Source organism: Mycobacterium sp. UM_WGJ, from assembly GCF_000455125.1.
Classification (GTDB): Bacteria; Actinomycetota; Actinomycetes; order Mycobacteriales; family Mycobacteriaceae; genus Mycobacterium.
Genome location: NZ_AUWR01000016.1, coordinates 61,975 through 77,914, shown reverse-complemented (window position 1 = coordinate 77,914; position 15,940 = coordinate 61,975). Strand labels below are relative to the sequence as shown.

The following is a 15,940-nucleotide window of genomic DNA, read 5'->3' as shown; positions in this document are numbered from 1 at the left end:
GCATCCAACAAACTCATCCCCGCACTCCTCTCAACTATCGATTAGTCGCGGCCAACGCCGTCCGGGTTCCATGGCGGCCACGACCGCCCGTTGCTCGCGTCGTTGAGAGCGGCTACCGCACTGCCGGGCCCGAACGCCGGCGGAGTCGGTCCGGTCAATAACTGAGGATCGATATTACGGCATTTACCTCGTTTTACGAGATTTTTACCGGAACAATAGCCGCGAATGCGGAGAGTGGGATCTCCGGCCCGCAGGGTCAGCCGAGGATGCGGTCGGCCCGGCTGTAGATGTTCATCGAGTCGCCACGAAGAAACGCGACCAATGTCAGCCCGCATTCGCCGGCCAAATCGACCGCCAACGACGATGGTGCGGAGACCGCGGCCAGTATGGGCACCCCGGCCATCACCGCCTTCTGGGTCAGCTCGAACGACGCGCGCCCACTGACCAGCAGCACCGTCCCGGCCAGCGGTATCCGGCGCCGCTCCAGTGCCCAGCCGATCACCTTGTCGACGGCGTTGTGCCGGCCGATGTCCTCGCGCACCACCTGCATCGCGCCGCCGTCGGTGAAGTCGAAAAGAGCCGCGGCATGCAAGCCGCCGGTGCTGGCGAAGACGTCCTGCGCGGCACGCAGTTGATCGGGCATCGCGGTCAGCGCCGCCGCGGGAACTCCGACCGGGTCGTCGCCCGCGTGATACCGGCTGGCGAGCCGTACCGCGTCCAGTGAGGCCTTGCCGCAGATGCCGCACGATGAGCTGGCGTAGAAGTTCCGGGAGATGTCGACCACCGGCGGCGGCACGTTCGGTGCCAGCGTCACATCGAGCACGTTGTAGCTGTTGGGGCCGTCCGACTCGCCGCAGTACCGCGCGCTCAGCACGTCGTCACGCCCGGCGATGATCCCCTCCGACAGCAGAAAGCCCTGCGCCAGCTCGACATCGGAACCGGGCGTGCGCATGGTGACGGTGAGCGGCACACCACCCAGCCGGATCTCCAGAGGTTCCTCCACCGCCAGCGTCTCGAGCCGCTGCGTCGCCTCCCCTCCGACTCGGCGGCTGACCCGCCGACGCTGCGTCCGACTCATCGCTCCATCATCCCGGGTCGGCTTCGAGAGCCGTGCCAGGTTGGCACCGAACAGCACATAACGCCAGCACAGCGGGACTACGCTGCAAGGATGGTTCAGCGAAAATTCCTGGAGTGGCCGGTAATCCGGCAACTGCGCACCGGCGACGTGTTCGGCCGCGGGCCGGCGGTCACCTCCGAACAGACCCGCAGCATCGCACCGCGAACCGCCACCGCCGATCGAGTGGTGCAAAGCGTCTGTCCTTATTGCGCGGTCGGCTGCGGCCAGCGTGTCTACGTCAAGGACGAGAAGGTCGTCCAGATCGAGGGCGATCCCGATTCGCCGATCTCACGGGGGCGGCTGTGCCCGAAAGGCTCGGCCAGCGAGCAGTTGGTCAACTCACCCGGCCGGCAGATCCGCGTCCTCTACCGGGCGCCCCGCGCCACGGGCTGGCAGCCGCTGGAGCTCGACACCGCCATCGACATGGTCGCCCAGAGGTTCATCGCCTCGCGGCGTAACGCATGGCAGGACCACGACGCCGAGGGCCGGCCGCTGCGGCGCACCATGGGTATCGCCTCGCTGGGCGGCGCGACACTGGACAACGAAGAGAACTACATAATCAAGAAACTCTTCACCGCCGCAGGCGTGATACAGGTCGACAACCAAGCGCGTATTTGACACTCCGCCACGGTTCCCGGTCTGGGAGCCTCCTTCGGTCGCGGTGGAGCGACGCAAACCCTGCAAGACATGGCGAATGCCGACTGCATCGTCATCCAGGGCTCGAACATGGCCGAGTGCCACCCGGTGGGGTTCCAGTGGGTGGAGGAGGCCAAGGCCCGCGGCGCGGTGGTGATCCACGTCGACCCGCGGTTCACCCGAACGTCGGCGGTGTGCGACAAGCACATTCCGATCCGGGCCGGCTCCGACGTGGTGCTGCTGGGTGCGCTGATCAATCACGTGCTCACCCACGACCTGTGGTTCCGTGAGTACGTGCTCGCCTACACCAATGCCGCGACGCTGATCAGCGAGGACTTCCGCGACACCGAGGATTTGGGCGGGCTGTTCTCCGGCTTCGATCCGCAGACCGGGCACTACGACCCGTCGAGTTGGGCCTATCAAAGTCGAGGAGCCGGTGAAGAGGACATCGGCTCGCCCGGGGGTGGCCATGAGCACGGGACCAGTGCGTCGGCACGTTCGGCCGGTGAGACGCTCGGGAGCGGCGGTCCGGCACTCGAACACGCCCGCGTGCGGCGCGATGAGACGCTGCAGCACCCGCGCACCGTATTCCAGATCCTCAAGCGGCATTACGCGCGCTACACGCCGGAGATGGTTCGCGACGTCTGCGGTATCGACCCCGCGATGTTCGACTACCTGGCCCGTGCGGTCACGGCCAACTCCGGGCGCGAACGCACCACCTGTTTCGCCTACGCGGTGGGCTGGACGCAGCACACCCTGGGCGCACAGTACATCCGCACCGCGGCGATCCTGCAGCTGCTGCTGGGAAACGTGGGCCGGCCCGGCGGCGGCATCATGGCGCTGCGCGGGCACGCCAGCATTCAGGGTTCCACCGACATCCCCACGCTCTACGACATGCTCCCCGGCTATCTGCCGATGCCCAAGGCCGGACGCGACGACACCCTGCAGCAGTACTTAGACCGCGTCGGATCCAAGAGCCAGAAGGGCTTTTGGGCCAACGCCGACGCGTATCTGGTCAGCCTGCTCAAGGCATGGTGGGGCGACGCCGCGACCGCCGACAACGACTGGGCTTATGACTACCTGCCCCGGCTGACCGGACCACACGGCACCTACCAGGCGGTGACCGGGATGCTCAACGACGAAGTGGAGGGCTACTTCCTGCTCGGTCAGAACCCGGCCGTCGGTTCGGCGAACGGCCGGCAACAACGGTTGGGTATGTCGCACCTGAAGTGGCTGGTGGTGCGGGATCTGAACATGATCGAGTCGGCCACCTGGTGGAAGGACGGCCCGGAGATCGCGTCCGGCGAGCTGTGCACGCAAGACAACGAGACCGAGGTGTTCTTCCTGCCCGCGGCCAGTCATGTGGAGAAGGCCGGCACGTTCACCCAAACTCAGCGTCTGCTGCAATGGCGTCATCAGGCCGTCGCCCCGCCGGGGGACTGCATCAGTGAGCTGGAGTTCTTTATCAAGCTGGGCAACCGAATTCGTGCTCACCTGGCCGGCTCCACAGATCCGCGGGACCGCCCGCTGTTGGATCTGGCCTGGGACTACCCGGTCAATGAACACGGTGAGCCCGACCCAGAGTTCGTGCTGGCCGAGATCAACGGCCATCAGCTCACCGGCGATGGCGCGGGTGCGCCGTTGTCCTCTTACACCGAGCTGCGCGCCGACGGATCTACCGCAGGAGGCTGCTGGATCTATTCGGGGGTGTACGCCGATGGCGTCAACCGGGCGGCCCGCCGGGTGCCCCGTGGCGGGCCAAGCCCCAGCCAGTCCGAATGGGGCTGGGCCTGGCCGGCGGATCGGCGGATCCTCTACAACCGCGCCTCGGCGGATCCGGCCGGGGTGCCGTGGAGCGAGCGCAAGCGCTACGTCTGGTGGGACGAGCAGCTGCACCGATGGGTGGGCGACGACGTGCCGGACTTCGTGGTCGACCGTGCGCCGGGCGCTCGACCGAATTCGGCGTTGGGCGGTCCCGATGCGTTGGCCGGCGACGACCCGTTCGTCATGCAATCCGACGGCAAGGGTTGGTTGTTCGCACCCAAGGGCGTGGTGGACGGGCCGCTGCCCACCCACTACGAGCCGCAGGAGTCACCGGTCGCCAACGCGGTCTATCGTCAGCAGCGCAACCCCGCTCGAATCACGTTCCCCCGCAAGGACAATCTTTCGGCACCCAGTGCCGGTGAGCCGGGCGCCGACGTCTACCCCTACGTGTTCACCACCTATCGACTGACCGAGCATCACACCGCGGGCGGCATGAGCCGCTGGCTGCCCTACCTGGCCGAGCTGCAGCCGGAGATGTTCTGCGAGGTCTCCCCAGCGCTGGCCGCCGAGCGGGGTCTGGAGAACTTCGGCTGGGCCACCATTATTTCGCCGCGGGCGGCGATCGAGGCGCGGGTGCTGGTGACCGACCGGATGACGCCATTGAGCGTGGGCGGCCACACGGTGCACCAGATCGGACTGCCCTACCACTGGGGGGTCGGCGGCGACGCGATGGTCAGCGGCGACGCCGCCAACGATCTGCTCGGGGTGACCCTGGATCCCAACGTGCAGATCCAGGAATCCAAGGCCGGTTCCTGCGATATCCGACCGGGCCGGCGGCCGCGGGGCGAGGAACTGTTGCGCCTGATCTACGAGTATCAAAGCCGTTCCGGCACCACACCGGAGACCGGCAATGCGGCTGTCGATCCAGAAGGGCGGGACTGATGGGCCAATTGTCCGGGCCGACCGACCCGGCCGCCGACGCCAGGTGGTCGCCACAACGCCCCCGCAAGGGGTTTTTCACCGACACCTCGATCTGTATCGGTTGCAAGGCCTGCGAGGTGGCGTGCAAGGAGTGGAACCACAACCCGGCCGACGGACCGCTGGAGTTGCTCGGGTCGTCCTACGACAACACCGGCGCGCTGGGCGCCAGCACATGGCGGCACGTGGCGTTCATCGAGCAGAGCCGTGACCGCATCGAGGAGGCCCGCGAATCCGGCCGGCGGCTGATCAGCCTGGGGATGCCCAAGATGCCCCATGACCGAGAAGCCGCAACGGACGGCGCGCCACCCGACACCGATCAGTTCCGCTGGCTGATGGCCTCGGACGTCTGCAAACACTGCACGCACGCCGGGTGTCTGGACGTCTGCCCCACGGGCTCGTTGTTCCGCACCGAGTTCGGCACGGTGGTGGTGCAGGCCGACGTCTGTAACGGCTGCGGCAACTGTGTGCCGGCGTGCCCGTTCGGAGTGATCGAGCGTCGCACCGACGGCACCGCCGCGCCGAAGACCGGCCGCGACCCGACCCCGGTGCCCAACACCGGGGTCGCCCAGAAGTGCACGCTCTGCTACGACCGGCTGGTCGACGGCCAGACACCGGCGTGCGCGCAGACCTGCCCGACGGAGTCCATCCGGTTCGGCGATCACGACGACCTGGTGCAGCGGGCCCGGCAACGGGTGGCCCAGCTCCATGCGCAGGGCCGCACCGAGGCCCGGCTCTACGGCGCCAATGAGCATGACGGGGTCGGCGGCACCGGCTCGGTCTTCCTGCTGCTCGACGAGCCGGAGGTCTACGGCCTGCCGCCCGACCCCCGGGTGGGCACCGCCGACCTGCCGGCGATGCTCAAACGCTCGGCGCTGGCAGCGGCCGGCATGCTGGCCGCCGCGGCGGTCGCCTTCTGGGGAGGACGCTCATGAGCACGGTGGCCGAAGGACCGCGCCGCGGCGGCGGTAAGCGGCGACGCCGCGGCGGCGGGGACGGTGGCCGGGAGATGCCGATGGTCCCCGACGTGCAGTTCAGCTCCTACTACGGCCGGCCGGTGGTCAAACCCGCACCGTGGTCACACGAGATCGCGGCCTACCTGTTCCTCGGCGGCGTGGCGGGTGGCTCCGGTCTGCTGGCCGCCGGCGCCCAGTTGACCGGCCGAAAAGTGTTGCGGCGCAATTCTCGGCTGGCGGCGCTGGCGGCGATCGTGCTGAGCGCGGCGGCCCTGATCAGCGACCTCGGCCGCCCGGAGCGCTTTTTCAACATGCTGCGCACCATCAAGCTGACATCGCCGATGAGCCTGGGTTCGTGGATCCTGGCGGGGTTCGGCGCGGGCACGTCGGTGGCTGCCGCCGCCGAGTTGGATCGGTTGACCGGTCGGCGGTTACCGCTGGGCCCGCTGCGCGGCGTGCTGCACGCGGCAGAGCGGCCGGCTGGCTTGGAGGCTGCGGTGTTCGCGGCGCCACTGGCCGTCTACACCGCGGTGTTGCTGGCCGATACCGCGACGCCGACCTGGCATGGCGCGCACCGTGATTTGCCGTTTGTGTTCGTCAGCTCGGCGAGCCTGGCCTCAGGTGGCTTGGCCATGCTGACCACCCCGGTACGTGAAGCCGGGCCGGCCCGGCGCCTGGCGGTGCTCGGGGTGCTCGGCGATGTCATCGCCACCAGGGCCATGGAGCATCGGATGGACCCGATCGCCGCCGAGCCGCTGCATGAGGGCCGGGCCGGGGCGATGCTGCGGTGGAGCGAACGGCTGACGATCGCCGGAGGTGTGGGGACGCTGCTGGGCGGGCGCAGGCGCGGCATGGCGGCATTGGCGGGGCTGACGCTGCTGGGCGCCTCGGCGCTGACCCGCTTCGGGGTGTTCGAAGCCGGCATGGCGTCGGCGAAGGACCCACGCTACACCATCGAGCCGCAGAAGCGCCGACTGGCGGAGCGTCAGGCGGCGGGGATCACCGGGGATTCGATCACCACGGCTGACTAGGGCCCGCCGGGATGGGTCAGCCCAGCTGGTGCAGCTGAAAGGGCGTGGAGGACAGGGTACTTCCCGGGCATTCCCCGTTGGAGCTGTTGGTGACCACACCACCGAGCGAAACCGGGTCGATCGACACCCGGATGATGGTCGGCGCGTAGTTGCCGTCCGCGCAGATCGCCCCGTCCGGTTTGGTGACGCTGAACTGCCAGCGCCCGTCGATCAGGCTCATGGGACTGGTCCAGCCCTGATTACTGGACACGGTCCCATTGCAGTCGGCCTGACTGCAGCTGGTGGCGATCGTCCAGGCGAACTCCTGGTCGGCGCCCTGGTATTCGCCGTTGAGCAGCGGCGGATCGGCGTATGCCGGCCCGGCGGCGATGGCTGCGGCGGCGCAGATGGCCACCGTGCGAGACGAGTTGCGAACAATGCGCCGAGAAAGGTTCATGGTGATCGAGGAACTTATCAGAGTTGCAGCTCATAACACGTCAATTCCGCTGCCCGCCACGGTATGTCCGATCACCGGGTGGCCGGGTAGCTCTCCGGCGACGAGCAGACCCCCGGAGGTCTGGGCGTCGGCCAGCAGCAGCAGGTCGTCTTCACTGATTCCGGGACCGGGGCGCAGGTGTGGACGCACCCAGTCCAGGTTGCGGCGCGTGCCGCCGGAGACGTAGCCGTCACGTAGTGCTTCTTGCGCCCCGGTGATCATCGGCACCGCAGACCGGTCGAGCACCGCACCCACCCCCGACGCCCGGCACATCTTGTACAGATGGCCGAGCAGCCCGAACCCGGTGACGTCGGTGGCCGCCCTGACCCCCAGCGACAAGGCGGCTTCGGCGGCGTCTCGGTTGAGCCCCACCATGGTCGCGATCGCCTCGTCGAACACCTCGCCGGTGCGCTTGTGCCGGTTGTTGAGCAGCCCCACCCCCAGCGGCTTGGTCAGCGTCAGCGGTAGGCCGGGCTGCGCGGCATCGTTGCGCAGCAACTTGTTCGGGTCGGCTACCCCGGTGACGGCCATGCCGTACTTGGGCTCCGGATCGTCGATCGAATGGCCGCCGATCACCGGGCAGCCCGCCTGTTCGGCGACCGCCAGACCACCGCGCAGCACCTCGGTCATCAGCTCCAGGGGCAGCGTTTCCCGCGGCCACCCGACCAGGTTGATCGCCACCACCGGGCGCCCGCCCATCGCATAGATGTCCGAGAGCGCGTTGGCGGCAGCAATCCGGCCCCAGTCATAAGCGTCGTCGACGACGGGGGTGAAGAAGTCTGCGGTGGACAGCACGGCGAGGTCGTCCCGCACCAAAACAGCCGCAGCGTCATCGCCGTCGTCGAGGCCGACCAGAACGTTCTTCCCGGACTGCCCGGTCAAACCGCGCACCGCGTCTTCCAGCTCGCCGGGGGGAATCTTGCACGCGCATCCGCCGCCGTGGGCATAGCCGGTCAATCGCATCTCGGTCATGCGTCCATGATGAGCTGTTGGGCGGCCTGGCCGGTCGTTATCGCGCCAGAATCGGCCGAAGGTCTAGGTTGATCAGCGGAGGCGTCTGAGTCCTGGTGGGCTCCCCGGTCTTCAAAACCGGTGAGGCCGAGTAGCTCGGCCTGGCGGGTTCGATTCCCGTCCGCCTCCGCCAGCCGCGTATCGGAGGAGGAGCCGTGACCGACACCGATCCGCGCCGCGCCATTCCACGCACCGACGCACTGTTGCTGCTGCCCGCGGTTCGCGCCGCCCGTGCCCGACTGGGCGAGCATGTGGTCCGCGGCTTGGTGCGTGACGCCCAGGATCGGGCGCGACGCGGCGATCTGGCGCCGGCCCAGGTTGAAAGCACTGTCCTGGAGGGTCTTTCAGGACAACACGGGACGACGTTGCGGCCGGTGCTCAATGCCACTGGGGTGGTGGTGCACACCAACCTGGGGCGAGCGCCGCTCTCAGCGGCCGCGGTCGAGGCGCTGGTGGCGGCCAGCGGGTACGTCGACGTCGAGTTGGACCTGGTCTCCGGCGCGCGCTCCAAACGTGGTGTCGCGGCGCGGACCGCCCTGCTGGTGGCCTGCCCGGCCGCCGAAGACGCCCTGGTGGTCAACAACGGTGCCGCGGCCCTGGTGCTGGCCACCACGGCACTGGCCGCCGGCCGGGAGGTGGTGGTCAGCCGGGGCGAACTGATCGAGATCGGGGCCGGATTCCGGCTACCGGACCTGATCGCCTCCACCGGGGCGCGGCTGCGAGAGGTCGGCACCACCAACCGCACCCACCTGCGCGATTATGCCGAGGCCGTCGGGCCGCAGACCGGGTGCATCCTCAAGGTGCATCCCAGCAATTTCGCCGTCCACGGGTTCACCGCGGCGGTGGGGGTGGCGCAATTGCGGCCACTGGCAACCGAACACGACGTCGCCTTGGTGGCCGATCTCGGCAGTGGACTCCTGGCCCCCGATCCGCTGTTGCCCGACGAGCCGGATGCGGCGACCACGCTTGCCGCCGGCGCCGACATCGTGACCGCCAGCGGCGACAAGCTGCTCGGGGGGCCGCAGGCCGGGGTGGTACTGGGCCGGGCCGGGCTGATCGCCCAGCTCGCTGGGCACCCGTTAGCCCGCGCGGTCCGCGCCGACAAACTCACCCTGGCCGCCCTCGAGGCCACGGTTTGCGGGGCCGCCGCACCGGTGACCCGGGCGCTGCACGCCGACCCCGACCAATTGCATGCCCGCGCCCAGCGGCTGGCAGCCGCCGTCGGTGCCACCGTCGTCTCCCACGACGGCCGCGTCGGCGGCGGCGGTGCCCCGGGAGTCCCGCTGCCGGGCTGGGCGGTCCGGCTGCCCGAGGCCGCGGCCACCGCGCTGCGCACCGGCGATCCCGCGGTGCTGCCACGGGTGCACGGCGGCGCCTGCCTGATCGATCTGCGTTGTGTGCCGGAGGCCGACGACGGTCGGTTGCTGACCGCGGTGCGGGCCGCGCTCGACCGGGTCGGGTGAGCGTGTTTGTCGTTGCCACCGCCGGCCACGTCGACCACGGCAAATCCACCCTGGTGCGGGCACTCACCGGGATGGAGCCCGACCGTTGGGCCGAGGAACGACGGCGCGGACTGACCATCGACCTGGGTTTCGCCTGGACCGCGCTGCCGTCGGGGCGGCGGGTGGCTTTCGTCGATGTCCCGGGCCACGAACGGTTTCTGCCCAACACGTTGGCCGGCCTGGGACCGGCCTCGGTGGTGTGCTTCGTGGTCGCCGCCGACGAGGGCTGGCGGGCGCAGTCCGATGATCACCGTGACGCCATTGCGGCCCTGGGCATTACGCAGGGATTGGTGGTGCTCACCCGCGTCGACCGGGCCGGCGATCAACGTGTTGCTGAGGTGTCCGAACAGGTACGCACCGAGCTGGCCCGGACTGGTCTGCGTGACGCCCCGATCGTTGCCGTGTCAGCGCTGGACGGTACCGGCATGGACGCACTGCGTGCTGCGCTCGACGACCTGCTGGCCGAGCTGCCGGCGCCGTCGAGCGCGGGGCGCGTTCGGTTGTGGGTGGACCGCTCGTTCACCATCACCGGAGCCGGGACGGTGGTGACCGGCACCCTGACCGCGGGCGCGTTGGCCACCGGCGATCACCTGCAGTTGCTGGATCGTGGGCGTTCGCGCGCGGTGGTCATCCGCGGGCTGCAGAGCTGCGGCGAGGCGCATTCGGCACTGCGCCCCACCGTGCGGGTTGCAGTCAATCTGCGCGGGGCGTCATCCGGCGAGGTGCGCCGCGGGAACGCCCTGGTCAGCTCCGATGAGTGGCTGACCAGCACCGTGGTCGACGTCCGGCACAGCACCGGTTGTGCCCTGACCGAGGCACCCGAGCGACTTGTGGTGCACCTGGGCACGGCCGCAGTGCCCGCCCGGCTACGACTCCTTGACGCTGAGCACGCCAGGATCACTTTGGAACACCCACTCCCGCTGATGTTTTCCGATCGTCTGGCACTACGCGATCCGGGGGCCCGTCGCGTGCTGGGCGGGGTGGTGGTGCTCGACGCCGATCCGCCGGCGCTGCGGCGGCGCGGTGACGCGGCCCGTCGCGCCGACGAGCTCGCCGGCGCCGATCCGGCCGACCAGGCACTGCGGGTCATGGCCGAAGTGGCCCGCCGCGGCGCGGTCTCGCAGCGCCGGCTGCGGTTGCTCGGGTACGTGCTCCCCCCGGAACCGCCGGAGGCGAGGGCGATCGGCGGCTGGTGGGTGCACGCCGCGACGTATGAGGTTTGGCGGAACCGGTTGCAGGCCGCGGCACGTGAACTGCGCGAGCGTGATCCACTGTCCGCCGGGCTGTCGCGGGGCGCAGCGGCGGATCTGCTGTCGCTGCCGGATCCCGCACTGCTCGACGAGCTGATAGCCGACGCGGGGTTGGCGCAGGATGACGGGCTGATTCGGCTGCCGGACGGGGCCGGGGATCTCGGCCCTGCCGAGGAGGCGATCGCCGAGTTGGAATCCCGGCTGGCGGCGGCCCCGTTTCACGCCCCGGAGGCCGACGACCTGTCCGCTTTGCACCTGGGTGTCCGGGAGCTGGCGGCGGCCGAACGGGTCGGGCGGCTGTTGCGGCTCGCCGAGAATCTGGTGCTGCTCCCGACTGCCCCGGCGTTGGCGATGCGTGAATTGGCTTCGCTGGCGCAGCCTTTCACCGCAACCCAGGCCAAGCAGGCGTTGAACACCACCCGACGGGTCGCAATCCCGCTGCTGGAACACCTCGACGCCCGCGGCTGGACCCGCCGAATCGATGCGGTGTACCGGGAAGTGGTGCGCTGATCAACGCCTGCTGACTGCCGGCAACATGCCCGGTACGTCGCGATTGCGAGCCACCACGCCGGCCGCCGCCACCGGTACCTGCCTCGCCGCCCCCGGCCGGGTGATCAGCCTTGCGCCGCGAAGACGCAGTTTCTAGGTGCTGGCCGGGACGCGCCGGTCGGCTGCCGTCTTGGGTGCGACATGCTCTTCGTCGCCGGTGAATTCCTTGGTCCAGCAGGCGAATTCCAGCGTGATTCCGTCGGGGTCCTGGAAGTAGAACGAGCGGACGTACACGCCCGGGTGCAGCGTCGGGCTGGCCTGCCACTCGGAATCGTCGTGGTTGAGCACCGGGCCGACCCGCACGCCCTTCTCTTTCAATCGCTGCCGGTAGGCGTCGAACTTGTCCGCCGGCACATGGAAGGCCAGGTGGTTGAGCGTGCTCACCGCACTGGTGATCTCGCCGATTCCGGGGATGGCCGCCGGTGATGAGATCCCGGGCACCCGGTCGGGGGCGTCGCGGAACCAGAAGAAGGCCACGCAGTCCCCATTACCGGCGTCGAAGAAGAAGTGCTGACCGATACCGGCGGGCAGGTCAAGCGACTTGATCAGGGGCATGCCCAAGATGTTGCTGTAGAAGTCGACGGTGCGTTCCATGTCGGAGCACACCATCGCCACGTGATTGATCCCGCTGATTTCGAATTCGGTGTTGACACCGTGCGGCTTGATCATGCGCGAACACTCCTCTGGTCAAGAACTGAATCTGAATCTAACATCAGATTCAGGTTTGATCCAGCCCTACCAAGACAGGAAGTGTGTTCCGGTGTCGACCAGCCCCGAGCAGCTTGGCCGCCGCGACCCGTTGCCGACACATCGGGGTCGACGCACCCAAGCCGCGATCGACGCCGCGGCGCGCGCGGTGATCGCTCGCAAGGGAGTTCTGGCAGCCACCATCGCCGACATCACGGCCGAGGCCGGCCGATCGGCCGCGTCGTTCTACAACTACTACGACTCCAAGGAGGCGATGGTCCGCGAATGGGCGCTGCGCTTCCGCGACGAGGCCGGCGAGCGCGCCTCCAGCACGGTGCGGCACGGCCAGTCCAACCGCGAACGGATCGAGCAGGCCACGGCCGCGCATTGGTACACCTACCGCAATCGGCTGGCAGAGATGGTCGGCGTCTCCCAGCTGGCCATGGTCAACGACGACTTCGCCCGGTATTGGGCGGAGATCTGCGCGGTTCCCGTCGGCCACATCACCGAAACGGTCAAGCGTGCCCAGTCCGAGGGTTACTGCACCGATGACGACCCGGCGTTGCTCGCGGTGGCGATCGTGTCGATGCTCAACCAGTTCTGCTATGTCCAGCTCGCCACCTCCCGCGACGACGACGGTCCCAATGACGCAGCGTGTATTCGTACGCTGGCCAACGTGTTCTATCGAGCCATCTACACCGAGGAGACTTCCTAAGCATGGTGTTGCGAGTGCTGGCGCACTTCATTCCCGGGCCGAAGGTCGAGGAATTCGTTGCACCCGAGTCTGATTGGCTGGACATCCGGTGGTGCGCCGCCGACGACGACGTCACGTTTCGTCGCGAACTGGCTGATGCCGAGGTGCTCTGGCATGTGCTGCGGCCGCTCTCGGGCGACGACCTGCGAAGCGGACCTCGGCTGCGACTGGTGCACAAGTTCGGTGTCGGCATCAACACCATCGACGTCGACGTCGCGACCCAACGCGGCATCGCGGTATCCAACATGCCTGGCGCCAATGCCGCATCGGTCGCCGAGGGCACCGTGCTGCTCATGCTCGCCGTGCTGCGCCGACTGCTGCCGCTGGATCGTGCGACCCGCGAGGTCCGCGGTTGGCCGACCGACCCCGATCTCGGCGAGCGCTGCCGCGACATCGGCGGTTGCACCGTCGGCTTGGTCGGTTTCGGCAGTATCGCCCAGCGGGTGGGCGGGATCGTGGCCGCCATGGGCGCGCAGGTGCTGCACACCAGCACCCGCGATGACGGCACGCCCGGTTGGCGGCCGCTGCCGGAACTTCTGGCCGCATCGGACATCGTCTCGCTGCACGTTCCGCTGACCGACGCCACCGAGGGCTTGATCGACCGGACTGCCCTGGCGCAGATGAAACCCGAGGCCGTGCTGATCAACACCGCGCGCGGTCCGATCGTCGACGAAGCCGCATTGGCCGAAGCGCTGCGAGGCGGGCGGCTGGCCGGCGCCGGGCTCGATGTGTTCGCCGTCGAGCCGGTGACCTCGGACAATCCGCTGCTCGGGCTGGAGCACGTGGTGTTGACCCCGCACGTCAGCTGGTACACCGCCGACACCATGCGGCGTTACCTGGCTGCGGCTGTCGACAACTGCCGCCGGCTGCGCGACGGGCAGCCCCTGGCCCACGTCGTCAACCAACCGTAGTCAACCAACCGACTGGTTGTTAGATTCACTTCACGTACACACCGAAAGGCGTAATCAATGCCGATAGCGATCACTTCTGAGCACCAAGACCTCGCCGATTCCGTGCGGTCCTTCGTGGCCCGGGCTGTGCCGTCCGAGATGCTGCACGCCGCGATGGACACCCCGATCCAGAATCCGCCGCCGTATTGGCGGGCCGCCGCCGAGCAGGGCCTGGCGGGCGTACACCTGGCCGAGGAAGCCGGCGGCCAGGGTTTCGGAATCCTGGAATTGGCGGTGGTGCTCGCCGAGTTCGGCTACGGGGCAGTGCCCGGGCCGTTTGTGCCGTCCGCGATCGCCAGCGCCCTGATCGCCGCAGACAATCCGGCCGCAGCGGAGCTGAGCGGGCTGGCCGGCGGAGAGGTGATCGCCAGCTACACCCTCAATCCGGGGTTGACCGGCACCGCTGCGGGATCCGGCCTGGTGATCCGCGGCCAGGCCCGCGCCGTCGCGGCCGCCGCTGAAGCGTCGTTGCTGGTGGCGCCGGTGCTGGTCGACGGCGCCGAGGTGTGGGTGGCGCTGCCCGCCGACCAGCTCGAGATCGAGCCGGTGACGAGCGTGGACCCGCTGCGTCCCATCGCCCACGTCCGTGCCGACGGCGTCGAGATCGCCGACACCGCGGTCCTGCGTAACCTCTCGTCGGCGCGCGCGCACGCGCTGATCGCGACGCTGCTGTCTGCCGAGGCGGTCGGGGTGGCTCGCTGGGCCACCGACACCGCGGCGGACTACGCCAAGATCCGCGAGCAGTTCGGCCGGCCGATCGGCCAGTTCCAGGCCATCAAGCACAAGTGTGCGGAGATGATCGCCGACACCGAGCGCGCCACCGCCGCGGTGTGGGATGCCGCCCGCGCTATCGATGAGGCGAATGAGAATGGTTGGGAGGCTGCGGTTTCGACCGTGGAGTTCGCGACCGCTGTGGCGGCCACCCTGGCGCCGAGCGCCGCGCAGCACTGCACCCAGGACTGCATCCAGGTGCACGGCGGAATCGGTTTCACCTGGGAGCACGACGCGGGTGTGTACTACCGGCGAGCGCTGATACTGGCCGCCTCCTTCGGTTCCCGGTCCATCTACCCCCAACAGGTCGTCGACACCGCCACTGCCGGTGGGATGCGCAAGATCGACATCGACTTGGACTCCGATACCGCGAAGTTGCGCGGCGAGATCCGGGCCGAGGTCGCAGCGCTGAAGGCCATGGCGCACGACGAGCGCACGGTCGCGATCGCCGAGGGCGGCTGGGTGTTGCCCTACCTGCCGAAGCCGTGGGGGCGGGCCGCCGAGCCGATCGAGCAGATCATCATCGAGCAGGAGTTCACCACCGGCCGGGTGCGCCGCCAGGCGATGGGTATCGCTGCGTGGCTGATCCCGTCGATCGTGGCGTTCGGCACCGAGGAGCAGAAGCAGCGTTTCCTGCCGCCCACGTTCCGCGGCGAGATGATCTGGTGCCAACTGTTCTCCGAACCCGGCGCCGGTTCAGACCTGGCCAGCCTGACCACCAAGGCAACCAAGGTCGACGGCGGCTGGCGGGTCAGCGGACAGAAGATCTGGACCTCGGCCGCGCAGTTCTCCTCGTGGGGGGCGCTACTGGCCAGGACCGACTCCAGCGCTCCGAAACATGACGGCATCACCTACTTCCTGCTGGACATGAAGGCCGAGGGCGTGACGGTCAGCCCGCTGCGTGAACTCACCGGCGGAGCGATGTTCAACACCGTGTTCATCGACGACGTGTTCATCCCGGACGAGCTGGTGCTCGGCGAGGTGAACCGTGGCTGGGAGGTCAGCCGTAACACGCTGACGGCTGAGCGGGTGTCGATCGGCGGATCCGAGATGCCGTTCCTGGCGAGCCTCGACGGCTTCGTGGAGTTCATCCGCGATGGCCAGTTCGATGGGGGCGAACAGCGCCGCGCCGGCCGGCTGATCGCCGAAGGGCACGCCGCCAAGCTGCTCAACCTGCGCTCGACGCTGCTGACCCTGGCGGGCAAGGACCCGATGCCGGCGGCTGCGGTGTCCAAGCTGCTGTCGATGCGCACCGGACAGGGCTACGCCGAGTTCGCGGTGGGCACGTTCGCCGGTGATGCCGCGATCGGCGATCGTGAGCAGCTGCCCGGCAAGTGGGCCGAGTACCTGTTGATGAGCCGCGCCACCACCATCTACGGCGGCACCTCGGAGGTCCAGCTCAACATCATCGCCGAGCGTCTGCTTGGCCTCCCCCGCGACCCGTAAAGGGTCGCCAGAGGCGCCGAGTGTGCGGTTTCGGTGGCGAAAAGGCTCTTTTGCCAACGAAAA

Annotated in this window: 12 protein-coding genes and 1 tRNA gene; 9 read left to right on the top strand and 4 right to left on the bottom strand. The window is 68.7% G+C overall.

Annotated features, from left to right (window positions below):
* Positions 1–256: 256 nt before the first annotated feature.
* On the bottom strand, positions 257–1,078 hold the full coding sequence (gene fdhD / locus N416_RS0107145) for a formate dehydrogenase accessory sulfurtransferase FdhD (RefSeq protein ID WP_024441435.1): 822 nt from the start codon (positions 1,076–1,078) through the stop codon (positions 257–259).
* Positions 1,079–1,168: 90 nt separating this feature from the next.
* On the opposite strand from fdhD, the gene fdh reads away from it, so the two are divergent.
* Genes fdh through nrfD form a run of 3 tightly spaced genes read left to right on the top strand, consistent with a single transcriptional unit; the run spans position 1,169 to position 6,482 of the window.
* Entirely contained in the window at positions 1,169–4,459 is a 3,291-nt protein-coding gene (fdh, locus tag N416_RS0107135) for a formate dehydrogenase (protein ID WP_081654486.1), read from the top strand.
* A complete protein-coding gene (locus N416_RS0107130) occupies positions 4,459–5,430 on the top strand; it encodes a 4Fe-4S dicluster domain-containing protein (RefSeq protein ID WP_024441432.1) in 972 nt (323 codons plus the stop codon). The genes fdh and N416_RS0107130 overlap by 1 nt, the downstream gene beginning before the upstream one ends.
* A complete protein-coding gene (gene nrfD, locus N416_RS0107125; protein ID WP_024441431.1) occupies positions 5,427–6,482 on the top strand; it encodes an NrfD/PsrC family molybdoenzyme membrane anchor subunit in 1,056 nt (351 codons plus the stop codon). The genes N416_RS0107130 and nrfD overlap by 4 nt, the downstream gene beginning before the upstream one ends.
* Before the next feature lie 16 nt (positions 6,483–6,498).
* On the opposite strand, the gene N416_RS0107120 is transcribed toward nrfD, so the two are convergent.
* Both N416_RS0107120 and selD read right to left on the bottom strand, forming a co-directional pair.
* On the bottom strand, positions 6,499–6,918 hold the full coding sequence (locus N416_RS0107120) for a hypothetical protein (protein ID WP_024441430.1): 420 nt from the start codon (positions 6,916–6,918) through the stop codon (positions 6,499–6,501).
* A gap of 30 nt (positions 6,919–6,948) precedes the next feature.
* Complete coding sequence (gene selD, locus N416_RS0107115) at positions 6,949–7,929, bottom strand: selenide, water dikinase SelD (RefSeq protein ID WP_024441429.1); 981 nt, start codon at positions 7,927–7,929, stop codon at positions 6,949–6,951.
* Positions 7,930–8,006: 77 nt separating this feature from the next.
* Here selD and N416_RS0107110 point away from each other — a divergent pair.
* From N416_RS0107110 to selB, 3 genes are all read left to right on the top strand, one after another.
* A tRNA-Sec gene (locus tag N416_RS0107110) sits at positions 8,007–8,101 on the top strand.
* A 22-nt stretch (positions 8,102–8,123) separates the two neighbouring features.
* On the top strand, positions 8,124–9,431 hold the full coding sequence (selA, locus tag N416_RS0107105) for an L-seryl-tRNA(Sec) selenium transferase (protein ID WP_024441428.1): 1,308 nt from the start codon (positions 8,124–8,126) through the stop codon (positions 9,429–9,431).
* A 2-nt stretch (positions 9,432–9,433) separates the two neighbouring features.
* Positions 9,434–11,230, top strand: coding sequence for a selenocysteine-specific translation elongation factor (gene selB, locus N416_RS0107100; RefSeq protein ID WP_024441427.1), 1,797 nt, complete (start codon positions 9,434–9,436; stop codon positions 11,228–11,230).
* A 132-nt stretch (positions 11,231–11,362) separates the two neighbouring features.
* Here the strand turns inward: selB and N416_RS0107095 are convergent, their stop codons facing one another.
* Positions 11,363–11,938: a VOC family protein gene (locus N416_RS0107095; RefSeq protein WP_024441426.1), complete on the bottom strand. Its 576-nt coding sequence runs from the start codon at positions 11,936–11,938 to the stop codon at positions 11,363–11,365.
* 91 nt (positions 11,939–12,029) lie between these two features.
* Between N416_RS0107095 and N416_RS0107090 the strand changes: the two genes are divergently transcribed.
* The 3 genes from N416_RS0107090 to N416_RS0107080 are packed head-to-tail and all read left to right on the top strand — an operon-like array spanning position 12,030 to position 15,877.
* Entirely contained in the window at positions 12,030–12,671 is a 642-nt protein-coding gene (locus N416_RS0107090) for a TetR/AcrR family transcriptional regulator (protein WP_024441425.1), read from the top strand.
* Between the two features lie 2 nt (positions 12,672–12,673).
* On the top strand, positions 12,674–13,621 hold the full coding sequence (locus N416_RS0107085) for a 2-hydroxyacid dehydrogenase (RefSeq protein WP_196805109.1): 948 nt from the start codon (positions 12,674–12,676) through the stop codon (positions 13,619–13,621).
* A 57-nt stretch (positions 13,622–13,678) separates the two neighbouring features.
* Positions 13,679–15,877, top strand: a complete 2,199-nt coding sequence (locus N416_RS0107080) for an acyl-CoA dehydrogenase (protein WP_024441423.1) — start codon at positions 13,679–13,681, stop codon at positions 15,875–15,877.
* Positions 15,878–15,940: the final 63 nt, after the last annotated feature.

Coding starts and splice junctions, on each gene's coding strand:
- fdhD (WP_024441435.1), bottom strand. CDS start 1,078: ATGAGTCGGACGCAGCGTCGGCGGGTCAGCCGCCGAGTCGGAGGGGAG.
- N416_RS0107130 (WP_024441432.1), top strand. CDS start 4,459: ATGGGCCAATTGTCCGGGCCGACCGACCCGGCCGCCGACGCCAGGTGG.
- nrfD (WP_024441431.1), top strand. CDS start 5,427: ATGAGCACGGTGGCCGAAGGACCGCGCCGCGGCGGCGGTAAGCGGCGA.
- N416_RS0107120 (WP_024441430.1), bottom strand. CDS start 6,918: ATGAACCTTTCTCGGCGCATTGTTCGCAACTCGTCTCGCACGGTGGCC.
- selD (WP_024441429.1), bottom strand. CDS start 7,929: ATGACCGAGATGCGATTGACCGGCTATGCCCACGGCGGCGGATGCGCG.
- N416_RS0107095 (WP_024441426.1), bottom strand. CDS start 11,938: ATGATCAAGCCGCACGGTGTCAACACCGAATTCGAAATCAGCGGGATC.
- N416_RS0107085 (WP_196805109.1), top strand. CDS start 12,674: ATGGTGTTGCGAGTGCTGGCGCACTTCATTCCCGGGCCGAAGGTCGAG.
- N416_RS0107080 (WP_024441423.1), top strand. CDS start 13,679: ATGCCGATAGCGATCACTTCTGAGCACCAAGACCTCGCCGATTCCGTG.